Annotated in this window: 21 protein-coding genes and 1 pseudogene; 19 read left to right on the top strand and 3 right to left on the bottom strand. The window is 71.5% G+C overall.

Going from position 1 to position 25,981, the window contains the following annotated elements; genetic code table 11:
• Positions 1-118: 118 nt before the first annotated feature.
• From AB0878_RS05560 to AB0878_RS05540, 5 genes are all read left to right on the top strand, one after another.
• Entirely contained in the window at positions 119-883 is a 765-nt protein-coding gene (locus tag AB0878_RS05560; RefSeq protein WP_366576810.1) for a sulfite exporter TauE/SafE family protein, read from the top strand.
• Between the two features lie 84 nt (positions 884-967).
• Positions 968-3,232, top strand: coding sequence for a xanthine dehydrogenase family protein molybdopterin-binding subunit (locus AB0878_RS05555; protein ID WP_366576809.1), 2,265 nt, complete (start codon positions 968-970; stop codon positions 3,230-3,232).
• Between the two features lies 1 nt (position 3,233).
• Positions 3,234-3,704, top strand: a complete 471-nt coding sequence (locus tag AB0878_RS05550; protein WP_366576807.1) for a (2Fe-2S)-binding protein — start codon at positions 3,234-3,236, stop codon at positions 3,702-3,704.
• Entirely contained in the window at positions 3,701-4,516 is an 816-nt protein-coding gene (locus AB0878_RS05545) for a xanthine dehydrogenase family protein subunit M (RefSeq protein ID WP_366576805.1), read from the top strand. Before AB0878_RS05550 ends, AB0878_RS05545 begins: the two co-directional genes overlap by 4 nt.
• A gap of 85 nt (positions 4,517-4,601) precedes the next feature.
• The gene (locus tag AB0878_RS05540; protein WP_366576803.1) at positions 4,602-5,300 is read left to right on the top strand and encodes a flavin reductase family protein; all 699 of its coding nucleotides are present in this window, start codon (positions 4,602-4,604) and stop codon (positions 5,298-5,300) included.
• A 21-nt stretch (positions 5,301-5,321) separates the two neighbouring features.
• Here AB0878_RS05540 and AB0878_RS05535 read toward each other — a convergent pair whose 3' ends face one another.
• Complete coding sequence (locus tag AB0878_RS05535) at positions 5,322-6,272, bottom strand: hypothetical protein (protein ID WP_366576802.1); 951 nt, start codon at positions 6,270-6,272, stop codon at positions 5,322-5,324.
• A 183-nt stretch (positions 6,273-6,455) separates the two neighbouring features.
• Between AB0878_RS05535 and AB0878_RS05530 the strand changes: the two genes are divergently transcribed.
• The 12 genes and pseudogenes from AB0878_RS05530 to AB0878_RS05475 all read left to right on the top strand — a co-directional run bounded on the left by AB0878_RS05530 (position 6,456) and on the right by AB0878_RS05475 (position 22,148).
• Positions 6,456-6,947 carry a helix-turn-helix domain-containing protein gene (locus AB0878_RS05530; RefSeq protein ID WP_366576801.1) on the top strand — a complete coding sequence of 164 codons (492 nt, stop codon included), beginning with the start codon at positions 6,456-6,458 and terminating at the stop codon, positions 6,945-6,947.
• Between the two features lie 103 nt (positions 6,948-7,050).
• Complete coding sequence (locus AB0878_RS05525) at positions 7,051-8,268, top strand: MFS transporter (RefSeq protein WP_366576799.1); 1,218 nt, start codon at positions 7,051-7,053, stop codon at positions 8,266-8,268.
• Positions 8,269-8,336: 68 nt separating this feature from the next.
• Positions 8,337-8,840 (top strand): DUF302 domain-containing protein, encoded by a 504-nt coding sequence (locus tag AB0878_RS05520; RefSeq protein ID WP_366576797.1) that lies wholly within the window; start codon positions 8,337-8,339, stop codon positions 8,838-8,840.
• A 32-nt stretch (positions 8,841-8,872) separates the two neighbouring features.
• Positions 8,873-9,379 carry a DinB family protein gene (locus AB0878_RS05515; RefSeq protein WP_366576796.1) on the top strand — a complete coding sequence of 169 codons (507 nt, stop codon included), beginning with the start codon at positions 8,873-8,875 and terminating at the stop codon, positions 9,377-9,379.
• An 83-nt stretch (positions 9,380-9,462) separates the two neighbouring features.
• On the top strand, positions 9,463-10,392 hold the full coding sequence (locus AB0878_RS05510) for a 2-dehydropantoate 2-reductase (RefSeq protein ID WP_366576794.1): 930 nt from the start codon (positions 9,463-9,465) through the stop codon (positions 10,390-10,392).
• Between the two features lie 302 nt (positions 10,393-10,694).
• Positions 10,695-11,543: an ESX secretion-associated protein EspG gene (locus AB0878_RS05505; RefSeq protein WP_366576792.1), complete on the top strand. Its 849-nt coding sequence runs from the start codon at positions 10,695-10,697 to the stop codon at positions 11,541-11,543.
• Positions 11,544-11,599: 56 nt separating this feature from the next.
• Positions 11,600-11,989 (top strand): hypothetical protein, encoded by a 390-nt coding sequence (locus AB0878_RS05500; RefSeq protein WP_366577000.1) that lies wholly within the window; start codon positions 11,600-11,602, stop codon positions 11,987-11,989.
• Positions 11,990-11,999: 10 nt separating this feature from the next.
• On the top strand, positions 12,000-13,961 hold the full coding sequence (locus AB0878_RS05495; RefSeq protein WP_366576790.1) for a hypothetical protein: 1,962 nt from the start codon (positions 12,000-12,002) through the stop codon (positions 13,959-13,961).
• Between the two features lie 7 nt (positions 13,962-13,968).
• A pseudogene (locus AB0878_RS05490) lies at positions 13,969-14,259 on the top strand (type VII secretion target); the annotation flags it as partial.
• A gap of 429 nt (positions 14,260-14,688) precedes the next feature.
• Positions 14,689-15,258, top strand: a complete 570-nt coding sequence (locus AB0878_RS05485) for a YbaB/EbfC family nucleoid-associated protein (RefSeq protein ID WP_366576788.1) — start codon at positions 14,689-14,691, stop codon at positions 15,256-15,258.
• A gap of 235 nt (positions 15,259-15,493) precedes the next feature.
• Entirely contained in the window at positions 15,494-21,070 is a 5,577-nt protein-coding gene (locus AB0878_RS05480; RefSeq protein WP_366576786.1) for an RHS repeat-associated core domain-containing protein, read from the top strand.
• A 667-nt stretch (positions 21,071-21,737) separates the two neighbouring features.
• The gene (locus tag AB0878_RS05475) at positions 21,738-22,148 is read left to right on the top strand and encodes a hypothetical protein (protein WP_366576784.1); all 411 of its coding nucleotides are present in this window, start codon (positions 21,738-21,740) and stop codon (positions 22,146-22,148) included.
• 46 nt (positions 22,149-22,194) lie between these two features.
• Here AB0878_RS05475 and AB0878_RS05470 read toward each other — a convergent pair whose 3' ends face one another.
• Positions 22,195-22,827, bottom strand: coding sequence for a nitroreductase family protein (locus AB0878_RS05470; protein ID WP_366576782.1), 633 nt, complete (start codon positions 22,825-22,827; stop codon positions 22,195-22,197).
• Positions 22,828-22,892: 65 nt separating this feature from the next.
• Positions 22,893-23,474 (bottom strand): TetR/AcrR family transcriptional regulator, encoded by a 582-nt coding sequence (locus AB0878_RS05465; RefSeq protein ID WP_366576780.1) that lies wholly within the window; start codon positions 23,472-23,474, stop codon positions 22,893-22,895.
• Between the two features lie 122 nt (positions 23,475-23,596).
• Here AB0878_RS05465 and AB0878_RS05460 point away from each other — a divergent pair, with 122 nt between their 5' ends.
• Together AB0878_RS05460 and AB0878_RS05455 are read left to right on the top strand one after the other, a co-directional pair.
• Positions 23,597-25,213: an ATP-dependent acyl-CoA ligase gene (locus AB0878_RS05460; RefSeq protein ID WP_366576778.1), complete on the top strand. Its 1,617-nt coding sequence runs from the start codon at positions 23,597-23,599 to the stop codon at positions 25,211-25,213.
• Between the two features lie 16 nt (positions 25,214-25,229).
• Positions 25,230-25,979 carry an enoyl-CoA hydratase-related protein gene (locus AB0878_RS05455; RefSeq protein ID WP_366576776.1) on the top strand — a complete coding sequence of 250 codons (750 nt, stop codon included), beginning with the start codon at positions 25,230-25,232 and terminating at the stop codon, positions 25,977-25,979.
• Positions 25,980-25,981: the final 2 nt, after the last annotated feature.

The raw sequence follows: 25,981 nt of genomic DNA, 5'->3' as shown, positions 1-25,981 counted from the left end.
CAACGTACTCGCCTGTCCGCCGGTCGCCGGGCGTCCGTTCGGCGGTGTCCGTTCAACCGGAAGTGACTTGTATAACAACCTATACGGCGGCGCGAGAACGCGTGTTCTGATGGCGGGCGTGATCATCGACGCGGGCGAGTTCGTCCTCCTGCTGCTCGCCGGAGCAGGCGCCGGCCTCGTCGGCGCCACCGCCGGACTGGCCTCGCTCGTGTCGTACCCCGCGCTGCTGGCCGCCGGGATGCCGCCGGTGGTCGCGAACATGACCAACACCGTCGCGATGCTCGGCACCACCGCGGGCGCGGCCGCCGGCGCGCGGCCCGAGCTGAAAGGGCAGTGGCGCCGCCTGCTGCCGCTGTGCCTCATCACCACGGCCGGCGGCGGGTGCGGCGGGCTCGTGCTGCTGCTGACGCCGCCCGGCGCGTTCACCGTGGTGGTCCCGTGGCTGATCGGCGGCGCGTCGGTGGTCCTGTTGGCGGGTCCGCGGTTGCGCCGGTTGGCGGAAGGCTCGGAGCGCCACGGCATCGGCCCGGTCACCGGCGCCGCGGCGTTTCTCGTCGGCGTGTACGGCGGTTATTTCGGTGCCGCTGCGGGCGTTCTGATGCTCGCGCTGCTCACCACCGTGTGGACACAGCCGCTGGCCCGCACGAACGCGGCGAAGAACATCGCCACGGGCACGGCGAACCTGATCGCCGCGGCCGTCTTCGCGTTCACCGGCCGCGTGCTCTGGCCCGCGGCGCTCGCGGTGTGCCTGGGTTCGGTGGCGGGTTCGTGGCTCGGTTCGATTCTCGTGCGGTATCTTCCCGCGACCCCGTTGCGGATCGCGATCGCGGCCGGCGGGCTCGTGCTCGCGGTGGTGCTCGCGCGGGAGGCGTACGCCGGCTGATCGCAGCGGATTCGTTGCCGGACCAGGCTGACGCGCGGGTACCTCAGGGGGCATGATCGGCGGGGTACCCGAGCAGGAGGCCAGATGAGCATTGTCGGCACCCGCGTGGTGCGCGTCGAGGACGAGAAGCTGATCACCTCGGGCGGAACGTACGTCGACGACTTGCGGGAGGCGGCGCTCACCGGCGCGGTCCACGCGGTCTTCGTGCGCAGCCCGATCGCCCACGCGCGCATCTCCGGCATCGACACCGAAGAGGCGAAGCAGGCACCGGGAGTCGTCGGGGTTTTCACGGCGGCGGACCTCGACCTCGCGCCTCGCCAGACCGGTCCCGTCACCGAACCGTTCCTCGCCACGGACGTCGTGCGTTACGTCGGCGAACCCGTCGCGCTGGTGCTCACCGAAGAGCGCTACCAGCTGGCCGACGCGGCGGAGCTGGTCGACGTGGACTACGACCCGCTCGACGCGGTGGCGAGCATCGACGCCGCGCTGGCGGGGGAGACCGAGCTGTTCCCCGGTGCCGGTGACACCGGCAACGTCATGCAGGTGAACGGCGCCGCGGAGTTCGACGACGCGGTGTTCGCGGACTGCGACGCCGTCGTCACGCAGACGATCCTCAACCCTCGCGTGGCCCCGGCGTCGCTCGAAGTGCGCGGCGGATCGGCGGCGTGGGGCGAGGACGGGCGGCTGACGCTGTGGCTGTCCACGCAGAACGCCCAGATCGCCCGGACTTCGGTGGCGAGCGCCCTTGAGCTGGACGAGGAACGGGTGCGCGTGATCGCGCCGGACGTCGGCGGCGGCTTCGGCGCCAAGATCGGCGCCGACCCCGAGGCGAGCCTGCTCGGCTGGGCCGCGCGGGCCGTCGGGCGGCCGGTGCGGTGGACCGAGTCGCGCAGCGAGAACCTCACGGCGATGACCCACGGCCGCGCGCAGCAGAACACCGTGACCATCGGCGGGAAGCGCGACGGGACGGTGCTCGCGTACCGGATCGACGTCGTGCAGGACAGCGGCGCCTACCCGCGCGCCATGTTCCTGCCCACGCTGACCGAGATGATGGCGCCCGGCGTGTACCGCTTCCCGGTGGTGCAGACGCGCAGCCGCTGCGTGGTCACGAACACCACGCCGATCGCCGCCTACCGCGGCGCGGGCCGCCCCGAGGCGACGGCCGCGGTCGAGCGCGCGATCGACCTGTTCGCCGCCGAGATCGGGATGGATCCCGCCGAGGTGCGGCGGGTCAACTTCATCCGCCCGGAGGAGTTCCCGTACACCACGCCGACCGGCGGGGACTACGACACGGGCGAGTACGCGGCGGCGCTGGACAAGGCGCTCGAAGCCGCGGGCTACGCCGAGCTGCGGGCGGAGCAGGAGCTGCGCCGCGCCGCGGGCGACCCGGTGGCGCTGGGGCTGGGGATCGCGGCCTACGTCGAGATCACCGGCGGCGACGCGAGCGGCGAGAGCGGCCGCGTCGACATCCACGAAGACGGCTCGGTCACCGCCTACACGGGCAGCTCGCCCCACGGCCAGGGGCTGGCGACGTCGCTGGCGATGCTGCTGTCCGACCAGCTCGGCGTGCCGCTGGAAAAGATCACCGTGAAGCACGGCGACACCGACGAGGTCCCGCGCGCGGTCGGCACGTTCGGCTCGCGGTCGCTGCAGCTCGGCGGCTCGGCGATCCGGCAGGCGGCCGACGAGGTGATCGCCCAGGCCCGCGAGCTCGCGGCCGACCTGCTCGAGGCGGCGCCCGAGGACCTGGAGCTCGACACCGAGCGCGGGGTCTGGCAGGTGCGCGGCGCGCCGTCGAGCACCACGCTCGACTGGGCGCGGGTCGTGTCCTCGGCCGAGAGCACGGCGCTGTCGGCGAACGTGTGGTTCGGCGACGGCAAGCCGACGTTCCCGTTCGGCGCGCACCTCGCCGTGGTCGAGGTCGACACGGAGACGGGCAAGGTCGAGGTGCGGCGGCTGGTCGCGGTCGACGACGCCGGGCCGGTGGTGAACCCGCTGACCTTCCGCGGCCAGCGCCACGGCGGGCTCGGCCAGGGCATCGCGCAGGCGCTGCTGGAGGTCGTGAACTACGACGACGACGGCAACCCGACCACGGCCACGCTCGCGGACTACTCGTTCGTGACCGCGACCGAGCTGCCCGACTTCGAGCTCGTGGACATGGCGACGCCCACGACCCGGAACCTGCTGGGCGTCAAGGGGATCGGCGAGGCCGCGACGATCGGGTCGACGCCGGCGGTGCACAACGCGGTGGTCGACGCGCTCGCCCACCTCGGCGTGCGGCACCTGGACATGCCGGCCACCCCGATGCGGGTCTGGGCGGCCCTGAACGACGTGAGGAAGGCGGACTGACGTGCGGGTCTCCATCGAGGTGAACGGCCGGACCACGGCCGGGGAGGTGCCGGACCGGACGCTGCTGGTGCACTACCTGCGCGACACCGTCGGGCTCACCGGCACGAACATCGGCTGCGACACCACTTCGTGCGGCGCCTGCACGGTCCTGCTCGACGGCGAGTCGGTGAAGTCGTGCACGGTGCTGGCCGCGCAGGCCGAAGGCCACGAAGTGACCACAGTGGAGGGTCTGGCCGGTGACGACGGCGAGCTGCACCCCGTGCAGCGAGCGTTCCGCGAGCAGCACGGGCTCCAGTGCGGCTTCTGCACGCCGGGGATGATGATGGCGTCGGTGTCGCTGCTGAAGGAGAACCCGCGGCCGTCGCGACGCGAGGTCCGGGAGGCGCTCGAGGGGAACCTGTGCCGCTGCACGGGTTACCACAACATCGTGAGCGCCGTCGTCGAAGCGTCGGGCCAGGAGGTGGACCGGTGATCCCCGCCGAGTTCTCCTACCGCCGGGCGTCCACTGTGGACGAGGCACTGGCGCTGCTGGCCGAGCACGGCGAGGACGCGAAGCTGCTCGCCGGCGGGCATTCGCTGCTGCCGCTGATGAAACTGCGGTTCGCGGCACCCGAGATCGTCGTGGACATCGCGCCGCTCGACGAGCTGAAGTTCGTGCGGCTCGACGGGAACGAGGTGGTGATCGGCGCGCTGACGCGCTACCACGACCTCGAAGGCGACCCCGTGCTCGCCGAGCACGCGCCGCTCGTCGCGCACGCTTCGGGCGCCGTCGGCGATCCGCAGGTGCGCCACCGCGGCACGCTCGGCGGTTCGCTGGTGCATGCCGACTCGGCCGCCGACCTGCCCGCGGTGATTCTCGCGTCCGACGGCGTGCTCGTCGCGCGCGGCCCGGAGGGGGAGCGGCGGATCCCGGCCGCGGAGTTCTTCCTGGGCCCGTTCACCACGCCGCTGGAACCGGACGAGCTGCTGACCGAGATCCGCCTGCCCAGCCAGGCCGGGCTCGGCTGGGGCTTCGAGAAGTTCACGCGCCGCAACATCGACTGGGCGATCGTGGGCGTCGCGGTGGTGGGCAAGTCCGTCGGGCTGATCAACCTCGGCGGCACCCCGCTGCGGGCCGCGGCGACGGAGAAAGCCTTGGCCGACGGCGCTTCGGCCGACGAGGCCGCGGCGCTCGCCGCCGAGGACACCTCGCCGCCCGACGAGCCTCACGCGTCGGCGGAGTACCGCCGGCACCTCGCACGCGTGCTGACGCGGCGCGCACTGCTGGCGGCGGGCATCGCCTGAACCGTGCGGCCGGCGGGGAACGGGCGTGATCGCGACGTCCGTTTCCCGCCAGCCGTGGGGCCCTCGCGTGCGCAGACTGGGGGACGTGACCACGACGTTTCCCTTGCACACGGCCATCGAGCCCGGAATCCTGTACTTCGGCACCCCCGTGGTGCTGATCTCCACGACCAATGAGGACGGTTCGGCAAACCTGGCCCCGATGTCCTCGGCGTTCTGGCTCGGCTGGCGAGCCATGCTCGGCCTGGGCGCGCGCTCGAAGACCACCCAGAACCTGCTCCGCACGCGTGAATGCGTGCTGAACCTGCCTTCTTCCGCTCTCGCCGCGGCCGTCGACAAGCTCGCGCTCACGACGGGTTCGGACCCGGTGCCACCGGGCAAGCAGCAGCGCGGCTACTTCCACGTCGCCGACAAGTTCGGCCGCGCGGGCCTCACCCCGGTGCCGTCCGAGACGGTCGCGCCGCCGCGCGTGGCCGAGTGCCCGGTGGCCATGGAGGCCGTCCTCGAGGCCACCCACCCCTTCGCCGCTGACGACGAGGCCCAGCACGGCTCCGTCCTGGGCCTGGAGGTCCGCGTCCAGCGCGTCTTCGTCCACGACGACATCCGCCTGCCCGGCACCGAGGACCACGTGGACCCCGACGCGTGGCGCCCGCTGATCATGAGCTTCCAGAAGCTCTACGGCCTGGGCCCGCAGGTGCGCGAGTCGACGCTGGCGTCCATTCCGGAGCGGCTGTACCGGGGTCCGGACATCGACCGGGCCCGGCGGGCCGTGGTCCGGACCGACTGAGAGCTTCCGGCCGCCGACCGGTCAGCCCGCGGTCCAGGCGGCCAGTGCCGGCGCCAGGGCCTTGATGCCCGCGGTCACCGCGGCGCGGCCTTTCGCCGACGACGTGGCGGCCGGCTGCTGCGTCAGCAGCACCACGACGTAGCGCGAGTCGACGATCCCGGTGGTGTTGAGCACGAGGGCCGAGCGCAGGATCATCCAGCCCTGCTTGATTTCCCACGTCGCGCCGGGCAGGCCGTCGGGGATGCCGAAGTACTGGGGGTAGCCGTCGTCGGCGGGCTGGCGAGCGTCGGCCATCGCGGTGAGCAGGGGCTGTGCCGTGGCGTCGGGCACGGTGTCGGTGAGGTAGCGGTAGGTGGTGACCACGTCGTCGGGGCTCATCTTCGTCATGCCCCACTGGCCCGGGTCCGTCGGTTCGAGCGTGTGCGAAAGCCCGATGAGGTCGGCCATCCGCCCGACGATCGCGGTCCCGCCGTCGGCTTCCCACAGCTTGTCGGCGACGGCGTCGTTGCTGCCGGAGATCATGTCGGTGAGCTCGTCGGCGGTGTCGTCGGTGGGGACCTGCCAGGTGCCGTCGTCGTACAGCGAGTCGAGCGCGATGAGCAGCTTCACCACGGAAGCCGTGTAATACGGGGTTTCCGGGTCGGCGAGCGCGAGGGTCTTGCCCGTCTTCGTGTCGTACACCGCGAGCCCGACCTTCGTGCCCTTCGACGCGGCGCTCACCGCGTCGGTCACGTCGTCGGCCACGACCGAGGGGTCGGGCAGGGGAGTCTCCGAGGTGGCCGGAGCCGACGGGGTCGTCGAGGACGTCGGCGGTTCGCTCGTGGTCGGCGGCGAGGACGAGGGCGGCGGCAGCGTCTGCGCCGCGGGCATCGTCGTCATGTGCCGCGTGCTCGCGGTGACGACGACCGCTGTCGTGAGGACCGTCGCGGTGAGCCCCGCGGCGGCGAGCGTCCATCTCAGCCGTCTTGCCATACCGGGACAACGCCGCGGAACCCCTGCGTTGCACCGGATTCCACCTGTCTGTTTCCTGTGTGTTGCTGTGAAGCCGCTGTGCTCGGCCGAATGGTCCAGTCCGGCTCGTCCCGTGCTACGGTCGGTGACGGCTTGCGCCGCGAAAGCCAGCGAACGCGGTGCGGCGGAAGGAAGGGAGCGGTGATGGCCCGACGCATCCAGTGGTCCGGACACGCGTGCCCGATCGCCCGGGCGGTCGACGTGCTCGGCGAACCGTGGACGTTGCTGATCCTGCGCAACGCCACCACCGGCACCACGCGCTTCGACGAGTTCCGCGACGAGCTCGGCATCGCCGACAACGTGCTGACGACCCGGCTCGCCAAACTCACCGAAGCGGGACTGCTCACGCGCGTGCCGTACCGCGAAGGCGGCCGCACGCGTCACGAGTACCGCCTGACGAAGGCCGGCGCCGACGCGCTGCCGGTACTGCTGTCCCTCGCCGAGTGGGGCGACGAGCACACCCGGTCCGACCCGCCCGCGGAACCCATGCTGATCGTCCACGACGCCTGCGGGGCGCGCACCCGCCCGGGCACGACGTGCGACGGGTGCGGCGAACCGATGCGGCGCGAGGACATGCGCTGGTACCGGCCGTGGCGCTCGCCCGAACCCGTGCCGCTCGCCGAACCCGTGAGCTGAACCCGTTTCCCGGGGCGTCCGCGCACCCGCCGGGCGCCCCTCGGTCGTTCTCGCGGCCCGAAGCTGGCTTGCGCGGAACAAGTCAACGTTCTACCGTGCGGGCATGTCGCAGCCACGTCTGGCGGAGGTGCCCGTTTCCGCCGCGCGCGGGGCGTTCGCCGCCGGTGCGGCGACGCTGGCCGCGCTGTACGTGGGCAACAACCTGCCGAGTGCGCTGTATGCCTTGCTGCGCACCACGTTCGGCTTCTCCGCGATGATCCAGACCTTGCTCTACGCGGTCGCGGTGGCGGTGATTGTGCCGGCGCTGCTGGTGGCCGGGCCGCTGTCCGACGCCGTCGGGCGCCGGCCGCTCATGCTGTGCGGTCTCGTCGCGTTCCTCGCCGGCGACCTCGTCTTCGTGCTCGCCACGGGCACGGGCTGGCTGTTCCTGGCCCGCGTCCTGCAGGGGCTCGGCATGGGTGCCGGCGCGGCGGCGGCGCAGGCGATGCTCAACGACAGCGCCGGGCAGGACGCGCGCGGCCAGCGCCGGGCCGCGCGGACGGCGACGGCGTGCGTCACGTTCGGGCTCGCGCTCGGCCCGCTGGCGGGCGGGCTGCTCGCGCAGTACGGCCCGCTGCCGCGGCAGCTGTCGTTCCTGGTCCACGCGGTGGCCGTCGGCCTGGTGGTGCTGCTCGTGGTCCGGACCCCGCGCGCCGCGGGCTCGGGAGCGGAACGCCGGTGGCGGCCGCGGCTCGGCGTGCCGCCCGTGGTCCGGCGGACGTTCGTCATCGCCGGCGCGTGCTCGTTCCTGGCGTGGGCGGTGCTCGGGATGTTCTCCGCCGTCGTGCCCTCGCTCGTGTCGGGCCTGCTCGGCTCGGCGAACCTCGCGATCGCGGCGGGCGCGCTGACGCTGATGATCGCCACGTCCGGGTTCGTCCAGCTCGGCGCGGGCAGGCTCGCGCCCACGTCCGCGCAGGCGATCGGGCTCGTCGTGCTCGCCGCGGGCCTGGCGCTGCTGGTCGTGGCGAACGAGGCCGGCGTCGGTTGGCTCGTGGTGCCGGCGATGCTCGGCACGGGAACCGGCCACGGGCTCGTGTTCACCGGCGCGCTGGCCGAGCTCACCGTCGTGACGCCGCCGGCCGAACGCGGCGCGGTGATCGGCAGCTACTTCGTGGTCAGCTACCTCGGCCTCGGCGGCCCGGTGATCGTCGTCGGCCTGCTCTCGCTCGCGCAAGGGCTGGCCGCGGCGACCGTGCTCGTCGCGGCCGTGGTCGGCGGGTGCTGTCTCGTGCTGGCCCCGCTGGTGTTCCTGGAGATCTGCCGCCGCGCCAATCCACAATAGACAGTCCGTAACAGACAGTCCGTAACAGACAGTCCACAGCAGGCAGTCCACAGGGAACGGGAGGGCTCATGTCCGTACGCCGGGTCGCGCACGAGGCGGTGCGGCTGGAGGTGCCGGTAGCGGCGCCGTTCGCGCAGTTCCGCGCGCGGTACGAAGAGGCTGTGCCGAAGTTGCCCGGAGACGAGCTGGCGCGGCTGGTGGCCGAGGGCCCGAGCTGGACCGACGTCCGGGCGGCCGCCGACGCGAGTGCGCCCTTCGGATTCCTGCGGTACTGGGAGACCGACGTCGGCGCGCTGATGAGCCTCGCCGCACCCGCGCGCCCGTGCACGGAGTACCTGATGGGCAACCACACGATCGCGCAGCGGATGTTCGTCCACGAGCCCGGCGTGATGCTCTACGCGCCCCTGCGCACCACGATCCACGAGGATGCCGACGGTGCCACGTGGTTCACCGTCGACCTCCCGAGCAGCCGCTTCGGCAGCTTCGGCAACCCGGCGGTGACGGCCGTCGGCCGGGAGCTCGACGACAAGGTCGCGGCCCTGCTGGAGCACCTCGACGCGCCGGTAGCCTGAGGCCGGACGGGCCATCGGGTTAAGGGGGAGCCGTGGCGACGGAACGGATCGGGCCGCCGGCGATCGCGGGGGAGCGGGAGATGCTGCGCGCGTTCCTCGACTTCCACCGCGCGACACTCGCGATGAAGTGCGACGGGCTCTCCGACGAGCAGCTGCGCCGGCAGTCGATGCCGCCTTCGACGCTGTCACTGCTGGGGCTCGTGCGCCACCTCGCCGAGGTCGAGCGAGCCTGGTTCCGTCGCGTGATCGGCGGCGAGGACGTGCCGCTCGTCTGGTCGGCCGACGGCGACTACCAGGCCGCCTACGACGCCACCGACGGCACGCGGGCCGAGGCCTTCGCCGCGTGGCAGGCCGAGGTCGAGCACTCGCGGCGGATCGAGGCGGCCGCCGAGTCGCTCGACGTCGTCGCGTACAACGCGCGGTGGGGCGAGGACGTCTCCCTGCGGCTGGTGATGCTGCACCTGATCCACGAGTACGCCCGGCACAACGGCCACGCCGACTTCCTGCGCGAGGGCGTCGACGGCGTCGTCGGCGCCTGATCCGAAGACCCCGGCGAAGCTCGAGGTGTGACTGCGCCGACCCTGACTTGTCCTAGGCAAGCCAGGGGCCTAGTGTCGGACGGGTGACGAGCGCGAAGCGAATCCTGGTGGTGGGTGCCGGTGCGACCGGCGGGTTCTTCGGCGGCCGGCTGGTGCAGGCCGGCCGGGACGTGACCTTCCTGGTGCGCCCCGGGCGCGCGGCGGCGTTGATGGAACGCGGCCTGCGGATCACCGGGCTCGGCGAGGAGACCGTGCTCACCCCGAAGCTCGTGCGCGCCGGCGAGCTCACCGAGCCGTACGACCTCGTGCTGTTCACGGTCAAGGCCGCCGGGCTCGAGCAGGCGATCGAGGACGTGGCGCCGGCGGTCGGGCCGGACACCCTCGTGCTGCCGGTGCTCAACGGCCTGCGCCACCTCGACGCGCTCGTGGCCCGCTTCGGCGAGGAGCGGGTGCTCGGCGGCGTCGCGATCGTGATGACCACTGTGGACGGTGCCGGCGACATCCGCCGCCTGTTCGACCTCCAGTCGCTGACCTACGGCGCCCGCACCGAGCCGGCGCCGGCCGGGCTCGCCGAGGTACACGAACTGCTGTCGGGTTCGGGCTTCGACACGGCGCTGTCCCCGGACATCACGGCGGCGATGTGGGCGAAGTGGGTGTTCATCGCCTCGATCGGCGCCGTGACCTCGCTCATGCGCGGCACCGTCGGCGACGTCGCCGGGCAGCCGGGCGGGATCGCGTTCGCCGAGGCCGTGGTCGCCGAGTGCGCGGCCGTCGCGGCGGCCTCCGGGCACCCGCTGGACGCGGCCGCCCTGGAAAACGCCCGCGGCTCCGTGACCGAGGTCGGCTCCCCGCGCGCGCCCTCGCTGTACCGCGACCTCACGGCCGGGCTGCCCGTGGAGGGCGAGCAGATCTTCGGCGACCTCGTGGAGCGGGCGCACGCGCTCGGGGTGTCCGTACCACTGCTGGAACTGGTTCGGCTCAACCTCCGCGTGTACCAGGCACGGCTGGGCTGAGGCCGCCGGAACGAACCTGAACGAACCCCGTTTCGGCGCCTCCTGGGAAGTCCGCGAACTTTTTCCCGGCAGCGGTGAACCGAATCGGCTCCGGCCCACGTGATGGGTGCGGAAGGGCACGAAGGCCGTGCCCGGGTTGACACGGACGGATGGTCTTTCGGGCACCGGTTCGAGTGGTGATTTCCCGCCACACCAGGACTGCTACGCTCCGATCAGTGACATCTGCGCCCCTTTTGGCGCAGGTGTCCGGACCGCGGCGCAGCGCCGTGCACGACCCGCCGTGGGGAAGGAAGCTCTCGGGTATGGCGGACAGGTTCGAGTTCGTTCTCGACGTCTTCGAAGCTCTTGTGGTCAGCCAGGCAACCGGCGGTGACATCCGCCAGTACCCGTTGCGAATCGGCACGGTGCCTTCGGATCCCATCCGGTTCGTCCGCGTGGCGACTCAGGTCTACCGGGCGATGGAGGACAAGCGGCTCTCCACCCACGGCGAGCTCAGCCCCCATGTGCAGACGGCGTTCGGGCTGCTCGCCCGGCCGCGCGTCTCCGTCGCGGTGGCGGGGGTCGACGGTGTCGGCGCCGACATCGCGGTGCTCGCGCTGAGCGACGGCCGGCAGGCGCTCGGGATCACGCAGAACCCGCGCACCGACGAACTGCTGTTCTCGCTCTTCGCCGACGAGGACCTCGTCGACGTCGTCACCGGCGTGCTGCCCCCGGCGCGCGCCGCGACGACCGGCGCCCACACGGTCAGCCGGCAGGCGACGCGCGCCGTGTCCGCGATGACCGCGCGGCGCATCGCCGAGGCGGCCGAGGACGAGGAAGAGACCGACGCGTTCGGGATGATCGAGGTCCGCGGGACCGTGCGGCCCAGCCGCACCGACCCCCGCGTGACGCCGACGCCCGGCAGCACCGAGGTGCTCGAGCGCGTCATGGCCGCGCCGCGCCTCGGCGGCGGCCACCTCACCGTCACCGGCTGGGGCCGGCACGGCGAGCTGCGTGCGGCCGACCCGCTGAGCTGGCTCGACACGCAGGACGGCCGCTACCTGGTCCACACCACCGCCGGCGAGGCCGGTGAACTGAGCGCGAAGTACGTCCCCGCAGGGCGGTCCGAAGTGGCCCGCGCCGTGCAGAACGCCATCGCCGCCGTCTACTGACGCGCGCGCACCAAGAGGAGGGAGACCCGGTGGCCGACGACGCGACCCCGGCGAAGATGACTGCGCGTGAAGTGATGCCGCAGTTGTCCGGGACCGAGCTGAAGCGATTGGCGCAGACCGGAAGTTTCGCGGTGGACGACACCACCGGCAACCAGATGATCCAAGCGCTCGAAGGTGTGATCGACACCCTTCAGGCGCGGTGGGACGCTTTGCAGAAGCTGGGCACGGCCCCGGCCATGTCCTCCACCGCGACCGGCAAATGGGTGTCGACCCACATGCTGAACACCGCCAGCGACGCCCAGGGCCTGCTCACGCAGCTGCAGGCCGCGCGCGACGAGTTCCCGACGTATGTCGAGGCGATCAAGCTGGCGAAGCAGAACTACAGCAACACCGAAGCCGGGACGCGCGACACGATCAACCGTCTCCCCGTCGACGAGCTGACCTGAGGAGGATCTCGTGGCCACGACAACCGACCCGTCCACCTCGGCGGTCTCAGACCCGTCGTCACCGGACTACGACCCGCACAGCCCCTACTACGACGTGACGGCCGACTCGTCGTCGAAGTACTACGTCGGCCCGGTCAAGCCGGACGACGTCGCCTCCGGTGACCAGATCCGCGCCGAGGCGACCAAGGAGATCGACGACGAGATCGCCCAGGGCTGGCTCGGCCCCGTCGTCGACCCGAACGTGCGCAACCAGAAGATCCAGGAGCTCTACGAGCAGCGGCTCGTGGAGGCGAAGTCCGAGCTCCACGACGGTCTCCAGCTGCGCCAGAACGACGGCGCGCCCTACACCGACTGGTCGCAGGCGACGCACGAGCAGATGCAGCAGGCCATCACCCAGCAGGCGAACTCGGCCACCGTCGCCGAGTCGTCGGAGGAGTGGGTGCGCGTCGGCAACGACCTGGCCACGCACCAGCAGAACCTCGCGAACGCGATCAACGCGAGCACGAGCAACTGGCAGGGCGCCGGCGGCGACGCGGCGCGCGAGCACCTCGCGAACGTCGGCAAGTGGCTCGGCACCACCGCCCAGGGCGCGACCCTGGCCGGGCGCCAGCAGGAGATCCACTCCCAGGCGCTGAACGAGACGCAGATCGCGATGGCCGCGAACCCACCGGTGCAGTTCGACGTGCAGCAGGCCAACGCGCAGTTGCAGCAGATCAAGGACCCCACCGAGTACGCCGCGCAGGCGTCCCAGGCGATGGCGACCTTCACCGAGCAGCAGGCCGCGCGCCAGCAGGCGGCGCAGCTGATGACGCAGTACGACCACACGATCGGCGCGGCCGTCGTCACGCCGGCGTTCGCGGCTCCGCCGAAGCTTCCTGGCTCGACCGGCGCGAACGGCGGCGGCGGCGCGGGCGGCGCCGGCGGTGGCGGTGCCGGGAGCCAAGGTCTCCCGGTCGGCCCCGACGGGCGCCCGATCGGCCCCGACGGCCTGCCGATCGGCGGCGCCGGAGGTGGCGCGGGCGGCGGTGCCGGGGGTGCTGCCGGCGGCGGCGCGGGTGGCGGTGCCGGCGGTGGCGCCGGCGGCGGCTTCAACCCGCCTCCGCTCAACGTGCCCGACGGCCCGGGTGGTGTCGGTGGCGGCGGCCTCGGCGGCGGTTCCGGAAGCGGCGCCGGCGGCGGTGCGGGTGGTGGCGGTGGCTTCAACCCGCCTCCGCTCAACGTGCCCGACGGCCCCGGTGGCGTCGGTGGCGGTGGCCTGGGTGGCGGCGGCTTCGGCGGCGGCTCCGGCCTGCCGGCCGACGAGACCACGAAGACCTCGGGCTTCACGCCCCCGCCGCTGAACGTGCCCGACGGTCCCGCCGGTGGCGGGGTCGGCGGCGGAGGCGGCTTCAACCCGCCGCCGTTCAACCCGGGCAGCGGTGTCGGCGGCGGTGGCCTGGGCGGCGGTTCGGGTTCGGGCACGGGCTTCACCCCGCCGCCGTTCAACCCTGGCACGGGCGTCGGCGGCGGTTCGCTCGGCGGCTCCGGTGGCGGCATCGGCGGCGGCTCGGGCAAGATCCCGACCATCGGCCGTGGTGGCGGCATCAACGGCGAGAGCATCAGCAGCCGCCTCGGCGGTGGCGGCGGTGCCGGTGGTGCCGGGATCGGCGGCATCGGTGGTGGCGCCGGCATCAAGGGCGCGGGCCTCGGTGGCGCGGGCTCCGCGGCGGGCGCGGGTGCCGGTTCCGGCGCCGCGGCGACCGAGGAGGAGCTGGCCGCGCGTGGCGGTGCCGCGCAGGCGGGCGCCAAGGGCGCGGCCGGGTCGCCGGGCATGGGCGGCATGGGTGCGGGCCAGAAGGGCGGCAAGGGCCCGGAGGACAAGGAGCACAAGATCGCCGACTACGTGGAGTCGGACGACCCGAGCTTCTTCGCTCCGGACGAGGTCGTCGCGCCGCCGGTGATCGGTGACTGGAAGAACAAGGACTGGAAGTGAGGCGGGGATGACCAGCGGAGGCTTCGACGTCGAACCCGACGAGCTGACGGCGCACGCCAGCCACCTCGACGGGCTCGTGGACCGGCTGAACAACGCCGTGCAGGCGGCGGACTACGCGTTGAGCGACGACGCCTACGGCCTGCTGTGCGCGTTTCTCCCGCCGATCGTGAACCCGACGGGGCAGCAGGCCAAGGACGCGGTGAGCGCCGCGGCCGAGGGCATGCAGACCACGGCGGACAACGTCCGCACCACGGCGCAGGCGTACCAGGACGGCGACTCCCAGGAGGCGCAGCCGTTCCTCAAGCAGCTGGCCGGCAGCGACGACGCCGCGGGCCTGACCAACGGGGGCTCGGACGGCTACTCGTCGAGCAGCTACCCGTCCGGCAGCGAACCGCTGTCGCCGCGCATCGGGACGACGATTCCGAGTGAGCCGTTGCAGGAGCCGCTGTCGCCGCGCATCGGGACGACGATTCCGAGTGAGCCGTTGCAGGAGCCGCTGTCGCCCCGCATCGGTACGACGGTGCCGAGGGAGGCCGCGGAGCCGCTCGCGCCCGAGCAGCCGAGGTTCCGGGTCGGCACCACGGTGCCCGACGAGCCCGTGGTGAACCCGTCGTCGTTCCGGATCGGCACGGTCACCGAGTAGCGGGTGACACCGTGGCGCCGGGCGAGGTCCGCCCGGCGCCACCCGAACAGTTCAGCAGCAGGCAGATCGAGGAGTACGAACACCATGACCAGTGCGGGAGGGTTGGGTGACCTGATCAGGGACCCCGACGAGGCGATCCGGCGGATGGACGAGTGGGCGGCGGGCTTCGCCCGCAAGGCCGAGCGCTACGCGGCGGCCCAGCAGGAGACCGAACGGCTGCGTCTCACGGCGTCGAGCCCCGACGGCACCGTCAGGGTCACCGTCGGCGCCGACGGGGTCGTGTCCGACCTGGTCTTCGGGTCCAAGACGCGGACCATGCCGCCGGAGGAACTGGCCCGCATGGTGCTCGACACCATGCGGCGCGCCCAGTCGGGCATCACCCAGCGCGTGGCCGAGGTCATGACCGAGAACCTCGGCGACGAGGACCAGGACACCCGCAGCCTGATGCTGGGTAACCTCCGCAGCCGCTTCCCGAACCTCGAAGAGGCCGAGGACGGCCCGGGCGAGCCGGAGCCCCCGGCTCCGACCCCGCCGCCGCCCGCGCCGCCGGCCGGTGGTGCCGCGACCCCGCCGCCCGCCGCCCCGCCCGGTCCGACGGCCCCGCGCCGCCCGGGTGGCATCGATCCCGACGAGCAGGACAACAACCCCTGGTGATCCCCGACGTCCACTGAGGACAGTGGACGTCGTGCTGGGTCGAGGTATTCCGTGGCTGCGGCCGGCTTTTCAGGCCGGCCGCAACCACGAGCGAATTGCCATGACGGTCGCTGATGCCGACCGAAAACAATGGCTGAGTTCCCGGCTGCGTTGTCGCCCGGAATTGTGCCTGTCTTTCTTCTCAATTTCTGATTGTCCCGGCAGTTTCGCTCGCCGGCATAGGAGGGGTGTCGAAGTGAGCAATCCGTTGATCGTGCCCACGAAGGATTCGACCAAGGCGTATTCGGGAATCTCCCTGCTGGAGGACGCGAACAGTCTGGCCCAGGGAATCGAGTCGGGTGACTGGGCGTCGGTCGCGATGGGTGCCGTCGGGACAGGGCTCGACATGTTGTCGGCGGCGATGGACCCGTTCGGCGCGGCCCTGGCGGCCGGCGTGGGCTGGCTGCTGGAACACGTGGGGCCGTTGAAAGAGGCGCTCAACGGCCTGACTGGCAACGCGGACCAGATCCAGGCGCAGTCGGAGACGCTGGCGAACGTCGCGAAGGAATTGGGCGCGGTCGCGACGGATCTGACCGACGAGGTGAACGCGGATCTGCAGTCGTGGTCGGGCGCCGCTGCGGATGCCTACCGGCAGCGGGCGCAGGATCTGAGTGCGTCGCTGCAGGCGGCGGCGAAGGGGTGCGAGGGCGCGGCCAGCGGGGTGAAGAAGGGCGGCGAGATCGTGGCCGCCGTGCGGACGCTCGTGCGCGACATCATCTCGCAGCTGATCGGGCACATGATCAGCTGGGCGCTGCAGGTGGCGGCGACGCTGGGCATCGGGCTCTCATGGGTCATTCCCGAAGTGGCCGAGAACGTCGCGAAGACGGCGACGCAGATCTCGAAGCTGGTGACGAGCCTCGTCAAGGCGCTGAAGGCGCTGGCCCCGATGCTGAAGAAGACGGGGCAGCTGTTCGAAGACGTGGGCAAGGGCCTCAAGGACATCAAGGGCGGGAAGATCGCGGGCCCGGGCAAGACGGGGGAGCTGAGCGGAACGCCGAAGGCGCCGCCCGCGAAGTCGGGTGGTGGCGACACCGGGGGTGGGACGAAGGCCTCGGGTTATCAGGGCAATCCGAAGGATTACACACCGCCACCGGGCAAGTCGGGCGCTGACGACGGAACCCACGCTTCGGGTTACGACGGCAGCCCGAAGGACTACACGCCGCCGGCCGGCAAGACTGGTGGTGCGGACGAGGCAACGAAGGGGTCGGGTTTCAGCGGCGGCGGCTCGAAGGACTATACGCCGCCGCCCGGCAAGGCTGGTGGTGCGGACGAGGCAACGAAGGCGTCGGGTTATAGCGGCGGCGGCTCGAGGGACTACACGCCGCCACCTGCCGGCAAAGCCGGCGGCGCCGACGAAGGAACGAAGGCCTCCGGCTACACCGGTGACGGGTCAAAGGACAGCGCCCCGCCGGCAGGCTCGAAGGCGGGTGACGACGCGACCCACGCGTCCAAGTCGCCCGACGGTACCGGAGCCGCCGGGGATGTGCCCTCGTTCGGCGGCGGGAGTCGCGGCCTGCCCAAGGACGACAGCACTGGCACCCCCGACACGAAGAGCCTCAAGGCAAGCAACGCCGATCCGCACGAGAACAGCACCCCGGTCAAGGACCGCACTGACTGCGGTGACCCGATCGACGTCGCCACCGGCTGGATGATGCTCACCCAGACCGACCTGGTCGTGCCCGGCGCGCTACCGCTGGAGGTCTCGCGCACGCACCTGTCGTGTTACCGTGCCGGCCGGTTCTTCGGCCCAACCTGGGCGTCCACAGTGGACCAGCGGATCGAGGTGGGGGACGACGGCCTGCACATCGCGCTGGCCGACGGCAGTATCCAGACGTATCCCGTCCCGGCCGACGACCCTGTGCTGCCAGTCGCCGGCCCCGCCCGGTCACTCTCCCGGTTCGAGGGTGGCTATCTCGTCACCGACGACGACCAGTCGCATTCCCTGTTCTTCACCGACAACGGGTCCGGCGTCTGTCCGCTCACGACGATCGGCGACGGCGACGGCAACCGGATCGAGGTGGTCCGCGACGAAAACGGCGTGCCCGTCGCAATGGTCCACTCCTCCGGCACCAGCGTGCTGTTCGACAGCGCGGACGGCCGGATCACCGCGCTCCGCGCCCAGGACGGCACCGTGCTGGCGGCCTACTCCTACGACGCACGCGGCCGGCTCACCGAGATCGTCGACCAGGCCGGCACGCCCACGCGGTTCACCTACGACGCCGACGGCCGCATCATCCGGTGGGAAGACGTCAACGGCCGCTGGTACGGCTACGGGTTCGACAGCGCCGGCCGCGTCGTGCGCGCGAGCGGCACCGGCGGCTACCTCGACTGCACCATCGAGTACGACCGCGAGCGCCTCGTCACCACCGTCACCGACTCGCTCGGCGCCGTGCGGCGGTTCCACCTCGACGACCGGCTCGACGTGATCGCCGAGACCGACCCGCTCGGCCACACCACGACGTTCCTGTACGACGAGCACGGCCGGCTGCTCACCCGCACCGACCCGCTGGGCCGCCAGACCCGCTGGGAACGGGACGAGGCCGGTCGCGTCACGGCCGTCACCGCGCCGGACGGCACACGCTCGCTGACCGAGTACAACGAGCTCGGCCGCCCGTCCGCCGCGATCGGCCCGGACGGCGCCACCTGGCGGTACGAGTACAACGAACGCGGCAAGGCCGCCGCCGTCGTCGACCCGCTCGGCGCCCGGACCACCTTCGACTACGACGAACGCGGCAACCTCACGCTGATCACCGACGCGCTCGGCGGCACCACCCGAATCGAGTCCGACCCCGCAGGCCGGCCCCTGACCGTCGTCGACGAGGAAGGCGCCGTCGTCCGCTACACCTACGACGACCTGGGTCGCACCACCTCCGTCACCGACCAGCTGGGCGCGGTCACCCGGTACCGCTGGGCCGGCGGCGACGAGCCGGCCGAGGTGATCGGCCCTGACGGCGCGACCTGGCAGTCGCGCGACGCCGCGGCGGGCAACACCCAGGACCGCAGTGATCCGCGCGGCAACCGGACCCGCACCGAGTACGCGCAGTTCGACCTGCCCGTAGCGGAGACAGGCCCGGACGGGCAACGCATCGAGTTCGCCTACGACACCGAGCTGCGGCTGGTCTCCATGACCAACGAACAAGGCTTCGTGTGGCGCTACGAATACGACGCCGCCGGCAACCTGGTCCGCGAGACCGACTTCAACGGCCGCACACTCACCTACCGCTACGACGCGGTCGGCGATGTCATCGCCCGTACCAACGGCGCAGGAGAGACCACGCAGCTGGAACGGGACGCGATGGGCCGTGTCGTCCGCCGCACGACCGGCAGCGACGTCGCGACCTTCGCGTACGACTCGGCCGGTCGGCTCGTCGCCGCCCGTAACGCGGACGCCGAAGTTACCTTCGCCTACGACGCACTCGGGCGGGTGGTGGCGGAAACCATCGACGGCCGTCCGGTGCGTTCCGAGTACGACGCGCTGGGCCGGCGCGGGCTGCGGCGCACGCCGTCCGGTGCCGAATCGAGCTTCGACTACGGTCCGGCCGGCACCCTCGTGGCGCTGCGGGCCGCGGGCCGCACCATCGGATTCGACCACGACCTGGCCGGCCGTGAACGCGTCCGCCGCTTCGGTGCCGTGGAGCTGCGCCAGAGCTGGGACTCCGGCGACCACCTCACCGCGCAGAGCGTCGTCGCGGGCGCGCGCACGACGCAGCACCGCGAATACAGCTACCTCGCCGACGGCTACCTCACCTCGGTCGCCGATGCGCTGTCCGGCCCACGGACGTTCGAGGTCGACCGCAGTGGCCGGGTCCGCTCCGTCGCCGGCCACGGCTGGCAGGAGAGCTACGCCTACCACTCGTCCGGCGCCATCGCCCAGGCGCAGACTCCCGGCACGCCGTCCGCCGGACCCCGGGAGTACCGCGGCACGCTCCTCGCGTCGGCGGGAGCGCTGCGCTTCGCCCACGACCCCGAAGGCCGCACCACGCTTCGGGGCACGGGGGCCGGAGGCCCGCAGTGGCAGTTCCGGTGGAACGCCGAGAGCCGCCTGACCGCGGTTGTCACCCCGAACGGCGAGCACTGGCACTACCGCTACGACGCTCTCGGGCGCCGCGTCGCCAAGCAACGGCTCGCCGCCGACGGCCGGATCACCGAACAGGTCCAGTTCGCCTGGGACGGGGGCACCATCGCCGAACAGGTCCACAGTGGACCCGGACGGCCGCAGGTCGCGACCGTGTGGGAGTTCTCGCCCGACACCGGCCGTGCGCTCGCCCAGACCCAGCGCGTTCTCGGCACCGCGGACGAACGGTTCCACGCGATCGTCACCGACCTCGTCGGCGCGCCCAGCGAACTCGTCGACGAGCGCGGCGAGGTGGCCTGGCACCGGCAGGCCACACTCTGGGGCAAAGTCCTCTCCGCCGCCGGTGGCGCGACGACCCCGCTGCGTTTCCCCGGCCAGTACCACGACGCCGAAACCGGGCTGCACTACAACGTCAACCGATACTACGACCCGGAAACCGGCCGGTACCTCTCGCACGACCCGCTCGGCCTCGACCCGGGCCCGGACTCGCAGGCGTACGTGCTCAACCCGACTGCGCTGGCCGACCCGCTGGGCCTGATGCCGAAGGCGACCCCGTGCGCCGCGGCGAAGAAGAAGGCTGCCAAACAAGGCCAGACGCCGTACACGAAGCCCCCGAAGAAGCCGAACCCGCCGAGGGTCCCGCCGGACGGCACCTACGGCAAGACGAAGGCCGAGCAGAAACGGCTGAACAACGAGTACTACGACGACATGAAGAACGACCCGACCTGGCCGCACAGCAAGCCCGAGCTGAACGGCGACCACACCCATCAGTCCGAGCACCCGATCGGCTACCACGCGCTCGCGCCCGATTTCAAGCGCGGCGAGTCCGCCACCGCCAAACGGATCGAGGACGACGCGCCCGCCTACCAGGAGTCCTTCCAGGCGCACCGGGACAACATCGGGACCGGCAACCGGGTCGAGCCGGACGGCTCGGGAGTCGATGCCAGGGGCTACCGCGAATCGCTCGAGAACTCGGTGCAGGAGGGGCGGCCGGGCAACGCGATCCAGATGAACCAGCTGACCTACGCCAACCAGCACATGAAGCCGGTTCTCGACAAGAACCCGAACTGGAAGAGCTACGACGAGACCCCGGACGAACCGCGCTTCGTGCAAAAGACCGAGCCCAACCCGGCTTTTGTGAGCAAGGACAAAACGCCGAACGAACCGGAGCGAGTGGCGTCGATGGAGCCCGCACCCGAAAGGGACAGCTTCCGGCCGACCGCGAGCACCACCCAGGGCCGGATCGCCGACGATTCCTACCACCGCATGGTCGACCACATGCGGGACCGGCCGATCGAGTACAGCGACCGGCAGGGCGGCACGACGCACACCCCCGGCCCGGACGTGCGGGCCACCGCGGAAATGCACCTGGCGCGCGACACCGCGCGTTCCGGCCACTACCCGACCCAGGCCGAGGAGGACGCGGCCATCGAACGGACGTACGACCACCGGACCCCGGCGGATGAGCGCAGGGCGCAGGAGTACGACAACAACCACGCGGCCGCCGAGGCCAACCGCACCGATAAACCGGCGCCCGGCCAGAAGCCGGAGGACTACGCACGCCAGCGCCAAGAGGAATCCATGGCCCAGCGCCTCGGTATCTCGCCGCAGGAGCTGCGCGCCCGGCTCGCCAATTCGCAAAAACAGCAGGAGGACGTCAGGCGAGCAGAGCAGGACGATGCGATGGACGTCGACTGACACTTCTCCGGGAACCGGCAGTCGTTCCCGCTCGGGCCTTGCCGGAGGCGATCCTCGTGTCGCCTCCGGCAAGGCCGAGTCCACCTCGGCTGGCCGCGAACGCCGGGGTGGTGTCCTGGTTCGCAAACCGGAACACCACCCCGGAAGGCCTGCAGCGCCAATCCGGCGAAACGGCACGGCAGAAGTCCGCGACCGCGGTGAACGCCGTGGACACGGCATGATCACGGCGACTGCTCCATTCGGATGGCTTACACCGCGTCTTCTCACTCCACGTGGACAGCGCTCCGCTCACCCGGACGCCTCCGAGCTGCACGACCAAAAGGGCGCGGGATCACCGATGCTCGGTTCGTGACCTGCCACACGATGAGGGCCTTGTTGCGAAGAGCCGCCGAGTGGCGATCGAGGGAACGATGTGTGACCGGACCGGTCGCGCGGAGTGTCCGTCGGAAGAGGAAAACCGTGCTCGGCCTGGTCGGGCTGCTGTTCGCGTTCATCCCGGTGGTCGGCGTGATCGCCTGGCCGCTCACGATCCTCGGCGTGATCTTCGGCGTCGTCGGCATCACGCGGGCGAACAAGGGCGAGGCCGACAACAAGGGCATGGCGATCACCGCCGTCGTCCTGTCGGCGATCGGTCTCGTGATCTGTGTCGTGTGGACGGTTGCGTTCGGTGCGGCGGTCAAGGACGCGGCGGACGACGCGCCGCACGGGGGTCGGGCCCGCGGCGGTTCACGATCTGGAGGCCACGCCTGGCAGCACGACCGCGAAGTCCGCGCCTGGCAGCACGGCCGCGGAGGCCGCGGCGAGCGGGCACACGATCGTCATCGACGTGACGACCGGGGCGAAGTCCAACTTGGACTGGAACGCCGGTTTCACCGAGCACTCCCAAGAAGTGCTTCCGGCGGAGAAGAAGTGGACCCAGACGGTGTCCCTGGAGAGCCTCGCCTGGACCGCCGTCACCGTCCGCCCGGTCGATTTCGACCTCGGTGACAAGGACAACACCTGCAAGATCACCGTCGACGGCAAGATCGTGGCGGAGAACTCCAACTCGATCGGGGCGATCTGCACCTACCAGCCGTGAAGCCGGGGCCGGTCCGGGTGAGCGCGAGCCCGCCCGGACCACTCGGCTACCACTGGTCCCAGTGGGTCACCTCGTCCGGAGCCGGGCGGGGCGCCGGGCGGAAGTCCGTGCCCTTCGTGAACGCCAGCGGCGTCAGCACAGCCTGCGCAACGGTCTCGTACGGGATGCCGAGGAGGTTGGCGACATCCTTTTCGCGGGCGACGTGCATGGAGGTCCACGCGGTGCCGAGGCCGCGGGCGCGCGCAGCGAGCATGAAGCTCCATGTGGCGGGCAGGATGTTGGACATGCCGGCCGTCGCGGAGGCGCGATCTGGGCCCTCGTTGCAGGCCAACACGAGCACGGGGGCCTCGCCCATGCGCTCGCCGAGGTAGTCGGCGGAGTTGGCGAGGCGGGACTGCGCGCGGTCGCGCTCGGTGGCGCCCGGGTTGTTGCCCGGGTAGTGTGGCGAGGCCTTGTACTGGGCGTAGACGGAGCCGTAGATCTCGCCGATGGCGCGGCGCTTGGCTTCATCGCGCACGACCACGAAGCGGGCCGTGACGATGTTCGAGCCGGCCGGGGCCTGCAGGGCGAGGGCGACGCATTCGCGGATGAGGTCGTCGGGCACGTCGCGGGTGAAGTCGAGGCGCTTGCGCACCGCGCGCGTGGTGGACAGCAGCTGGTCGGGGGAGAGTTCGAGCATGCCGTGATCATAGGTGCGCGAGCCGGGGGCGCGCGCCTCGCGAGACCGTGACCACAGGCCGCGGTTCAGTGCGCGCGCAGGCCTTCGATCAGCAGGTCGGCGAAGCGGTCCGCGAGTTCCTCGGTGGTGAGCGATCCGTCGGGGGAATACCAGACATACGCCCAATTCAGGATGCTCGTGAGCGCGATGCCGGCGATGCGCGGGTCCGCTTCGCGGAATTCGCCCGCTTCGATGCCCTGGGTGATGATGCTGCGCAGTCCCGTTTCCCAGCGGTCGCGGCTGGCGATCACGGCGTGCTGGCGCGGTTCGCTGAGGTTGCGCCACTCGTGGAAGAAGACGGTGGCGAACTCCTTGTTCTCGCCGATCAGCTTGAGGTCGCGCGCGGCGACCTGGCGCAGCTGCTCGGTGGCGGTGCCGCCGGCGGCGAGGATCTCCTCCATGTCCCGCTCGGAGCGTTCCATGATGCTGTGCACGATCGCCTCGAGCAGGTCCTCCTTGCTCTGGATGTGCACGTAGAGACTTCCGGCGTGCACGCCGACCTCCCGGCCGATGTCGCGCATGGAGGTCCCGTGGTAGCCCTTTCGGGCGAACAGGCTCGCGGCGATCTCGACGATGGGCGTGACGTAGTCGGTGGCTCGTTCGGACACCCGCCCATTAGACACTACGGCGAGTGACGAGTCGATGGGCAGAACGAGTGCAACAACTGTTTGTTGACCGATCGCGCCCGTGCGGTTAGCGTCCGGAGGCGAGACTTGGAGGCAGCCCGAAGATGCGCTACTACGAGATCGACCAGAGGACCACCGCGCACATCCTCGCCGACAAAGCCGCCCGCGTCGGCGACCGCCCGTTCCTGCACTGGGCGGGGCGCACCTTCACCTACCGCGACCTCGACGAGATGACCAACCGCTACGCCAACGGGTTCGCCGCGCTCGGCATCTCGCGGGGCGACCACGTGGCGATGATGATGCCCAACGGCCCGGAGTTCCTGTGGACGCTCTGGGGCCTGGGCAAGCTCGGCGCCGTGGCGGTGCCGCTCAACACCGCCGCCAAGGGCGAGCTGCTGCGCTACTTCCTCGACCAGTCCGACTCCACGGCCGTGTGCGTGGCCGGTGACCTGCTCGCGCGCGTCGCCGCCGTGCTGCCCGAGGTGCCGGCCGTGCGCACGGTGCTGGGGCTCGGCTCCGACCCGGCGCAGCTGGCCGCGCTCGACGGGATCACCACGCACGACCTCGCCGACCTCGGCCAGGCCTCACCCGAACCACCGCAGCCGGCCGAACCCGTGCGCTGGAACGACCCGCACCTGATCCTCTACACCTCCGGCACCACCGGGCCGTCGAAAGGCGCGATCTGCCCGCAGGCGCAGGGCCACGCCGTGGGGCACCAGATGGCGTCGCTCAACTCCTACCGCCAGGACGACGTGCTCTACACCTGCCTGCCGGTGTTCCACGGCAACGCGCTCTGGTACACGGTCTACGCCGCGCTGTGGGCCGAGGCGTCCGTGGCGCTCTACCCGCACTTCTCGGCCAGCCGGTTCTGGTCGCAGATCCGCGAGTCGAAGGCGACGGTGTTCAACTGCCTCGGCGCGATGGCGAACATCATCTGGCAGCAGCCGCCGTCGGAGCGAGACCGCGACCACTCCGTGCGGATCTGCATGATGGTGCCCAACTCCCGCGAGCTGGCGCAGGGTTTCCTGGAGCGCTACGGCACGCGCGTGACGTCGGTGTACGCGATGACCGAGAACTGCGCGGTCACCGTGTTCAGCCCGGACGACTCGCCGGAGAAGGTGCCGTCGGCCGGACGCGTGCGCCCGGACATGAGCGTGCAGATCGTCGACGACGAGGGTCGCGCCGTGCCCACGGGTGAGGTGGGCGAGATCCGCCTGCGCCCCAACGAACCCGGCATGACCATGCTGGAGTACTACAAGATGCCTGACGCCACCGTCGGCGCCACGCGCGACCTGTGGTTCCACACCGGCGACCGCGGCTGGCTCGACGAAGACGGGTACCTGTTCTTCTCCGACCGCAAGAAGGAAGCCATCCGCCGCCGCGGCGAGAACATCTCCGCCTACGAGGTGGAGACCATCGTCTGCAAGCACCCGGCGATCCTCGAGGCCGCGGCGGTGCCCGTGGCTTCCGAGCTGGGCGAGGACGACCTGATGGTGTACGTCGTGCTCGAAGAGGGTGCGAGCGCCACCTACGAGGAGATCATCGCGTTCTGCGACGAGCGGATGCCGTACTTCATGGTGCCGCGGTACCTGGAGTTCATCGACGGCCTGCCGAAGACGCCGAGCGAGAAGATCGAGAAGTACAAGCTGAAGACCGCCGCCGCGGACCGCGTCGGCGAGCTGTGGGACCGGGAGGCGGCGGGCATTGTCATCAGGAAGTGAGGCCGTCGAGTTCAGTGTGGACGGTCCCGTCGGCCGGATCACGATCGACCAGGAGGCCACGCGCAACGCGCTCAGCCCCGAGGTGATGGGCGGTCTGGACCAGGCGATCACGGCCGCCGGAGACTGCTCGGTGGTCGTGGTGCGCGGGCGGGGCGGGACGTTGTCGGCCGGTGCCGAGCTGAAGTTCCTGCGTTCGGTGCTCGACGACCCGGCCGCGGTGCGCGAGTACATCACCTCCATCGGGGTGACGCTCGACCGGCTGGAAGCCGCGCCGTTCGTGTCCGTGTGCGTGATCGACGGCTACGCGGTGGCGGGCGGCTGCGAGATCATGCTGGCCTGCGACCTCGCCGTGGTCAGCGAGACCGCGCAGATCGGCGACCGGCACCTCGAGTACGGGCTGCTGCCCGGTGCCGGCGGTTCGGTGCGCCTGACCCACGCCGTCGCGCCGGCGATCGCCCGCCGGCTGCTCTACACCGGGGAAATCGTCGACGGCGCCACCGCCGCGGGCTTTGGGCTCGTGAGCAGCGCGGTGCCCGCGGCCGAGCTCGACGATGCCGTCGAAGCGCTCGTCGCGCGCCTCGCCCGGCACGCGCCCGACGCGTTGCGCGGCATGAAACGCCTGCACCGCACGGCACTCGCCGAGGAACCCGCCGCCGCGATCACCGCGGAGCGGGAGACGTTGCTCGCGCACCTGGCCGGCCCCACCGCGCGGGAGGGGCTGGCCGCGTTCGCCGAGCGGAGAGCGCCGCGGTTCGGCAGGCTCTGACT

This window comes from Amycolatopsis sp. NPDC047767 (genome assembly GCF_040704195.1).
In the GTDB taxonomy this organism is placed as follows: Bacteria; Actinomycetota; Actinomycetes; order Mycobacteriales; family Pseudonocardiaceae; genus Amycolatopsis.
Note: the sequence above shows the minus strand (reverse complement) of the source record. Positions and strands in the feature narration are given on the sequence as shown.

Bases quoted from the DNA above. Each gene is read 5' to 3' on its own strand.
- AB0878_RS05525 (WP_366576799.1), top strand. From the start codon at position 7,051: ATGTCGCAGCCACGTCTGGCGGAGGTGCCCGTTTCCGCCGCGCGCGGG.
- AB0878_RS05485 (WP_366576788.1), top strand. From the start codon at position 14,689: ATGACCAGTGCGGGAGGGTTGGGTGACCTGATCAGGGACCCCGACGAG.
- AB0878_RS05535 (WP_366576802.1), bottom strand. From the start codon at position 6,272: ATGGCAAGACGGCTGAGATGGACGCTCGCCGCCGCGGGGCTCACCGCG.
- AB0878_RS05500 (WP_366577000.1), top strand. From the start codon at position 11,600: ATGACTGCGCGTGAAGTGATGCCGCAGTTGTCCGGGACCGAGCTGAAG.
- AB0878_RS05555 (WP_366576809.1), top strand. From the start codon at position 968: ATGAGCATTGTCGGCACCCGCGTGGTGCGCGTCGAGGACGAGAAGCTG.
- AB0878_RS05530 (WP_366576801.1), top strand. From the start codon at position 6,456: ATGGCCCGACGCATCCAGTGGTCCGGACACGCGTGCCCGATCGCCCGG.
- AB0878_RS05520 (WP_366576797.1), top strand. From the start codon at position 8,337: ATGTCCGTACGCCGGGTCGCGCACGAGGCGGTGCGGCTGGAGGTGCCG.
- AB0878_RS05470 (WP_366576782.1), bottom strand. From the start codon at position 22,827: ATGCTCGAACTCTCCCCCGACCAGCTGCTGTCCACCACGCGCGCGGTG.
- AB0878_RS05505 (WP_366576792.1), top strand. From the start codon at position 10,695: ATGGCGGACAGGTTCGAGTTCGTTCTCGACGTCTTCGAAGCTCTTGTG.
- AB0878_RS05460 (WP_366576778.1), top strand. From the start codon at position 23,597: ATGCGCTACTACGAGATCGACCAGAGGACCACCGCGCACATCCTCGCC.